Genomic DNA, 1,490 nt, shown 5'->3' on the forward strand with positions numbered 1-1,490 from the left:
CGCGTGTGGCGCGACCAGCGCCGCGGGTTGCGCTCGCGAGCGTGCAGGTAGGTCTGGTGACGCGCGGCCAGGATGTTGCGATCTTCACCCGCGTGGCGCTGCGCAGGGCTCACGTACCGGATGCCACTGTGCCGGTGTTCGACGTTGTACCAGTGGGCGAACTGAGCCGCCCAGGCGCGCGCCTCATCCAGATCGGCGAATCCGCCCACCGGGAATTCGGGCCGGTACTTGGCGGTCTTGAACAGCGACTCCACGAAGGCGTTGTCGTCCGAGACCCGAGGCCGGGAGTACGACGGCTTGACCCCGAGCCAATGGAGCATGGCCAGCACGGCGGTGGCCTTGAGCGTGCTGCCGTTGTCGCCGTGCAGCACCGGTTTGGCCGCCATCGCATGCACGCCCTCGGCCAGCGCGGTGCGCTTCACCAGATGGGCCGCGTGGTCGGCATCGTCGCTGGCATGGACCTCCCAGCCGACGATCTTGCGGCTGTACAGATCCATGATCAGGTACAGGTAGAACCAGTGGCCCTGTACCCGCGCGGGCAAGTAGGTCATATCCCAGCACCACACCTGCCCAGGCCCGTTGGCGATGTGCGTGGTGGGCCGACGCGAGGGCTGCGGGGGCCGGCTACGACCCCGGTGGCGACTCTGCCCGTGGGCACGAAGGATGCGCTGGAAGCTCGACTCGCTGGCCAGATACACCCCCTCGTCGGCCAGCGCCGGCACGATGCGCGCCGGGGGCAACGCGGCAAAGCGCGACTCATTGGCCACCGCCAGAATCCGGGCGCGTTCGTCCTCGCTCAGCGCGTGGCGGGGCAAGGCCCGCTCGGCCTCGGGGCGCCTGTCGCCCACCGCCAGCCCGTCGTGCGCCTTCCAGCGCTGCAGCGTGCGCACGGTGATGCCCGCGCACTGGCAGGCCGGCTGCAACCGTGCGCCGGCGCTGTGCGCCACTTCAATGTTGCGGACCAATGTGCGGCGATCTTCCAGGTCGATCATGCGTCCTCGTCCTTGTCCTTGTGGAAGATCGCCTCGAGTTTTTTTGACAGCACCAGCAAGGCGGCGGTCTCGGCCAGCGCCTTGTCCTTGCGCCGCAACTCGCGCTCCAGCTCCTTGATGCGCCGCCGATCCGCTTTCGTCTCGCGGGCGCTGGCGCGTGCGTCCTCGGGCTCGGCCAGTGCCTGGGTCGCCGCCTGGCGCCATTGCTCCAGTTCCTGCGGATACACCCCGTGCTCACGGCACCACGTGCTCTTGCCCGCCGCGTCCATCGCCGCGCTGAGCAGCACCGCATCGAGACGGGCCGCCGCTGTCCAGGCCCGCTCGCGAGCGGGCCTGGACAGCGCATCCGCACGCCAACGCTCCAGCGTCGCCACCGAAATGCTCAGTTCCTGGGAAACCGCTTCCACTGAGGCGCCCTCCGGCGGCAACAGTCGAGCGAGCGCTTTGTCCTTGAATTTTTGTCCGTATCGAGCCACTTCGTTCTCTTCTCATCGCCCC

Annotated in this window: 1 protein-coding gene; it reads right to left on the reverse strand. The window is 68.6% G+C overall.

The window, feature by feature from the left end; genetic code table 11:
• Positions 1–1,468 (reverse strand): IS3 family transposase gene (locus I8J34_RS24010; protein WP_214364157.1). Its coding sequence is split into 2 segments (ribosomal slippage), with 1,469 coding nucleotides annotated over them: positions 1–1,030 and positions 1,030–1,468; the frame shifts between segments, so codons are not numbered across the junction. This gene is flagged as partial in the annotation.
• Positions 1,469–1,490: the final 22 nt, after the last annotated feature.

The organism is Denitromonas iodatirespirans, from assembly GCF_018524365.1.
Taxonomy (GTDB): domain Bacteria; phylum Pseudomonadota; class Gammaproteobacteria; order Burkholderiales; family Rhodocyclaceae; genus Nitrogeniibacter; species Nitrogeniibacter iodatirespirans.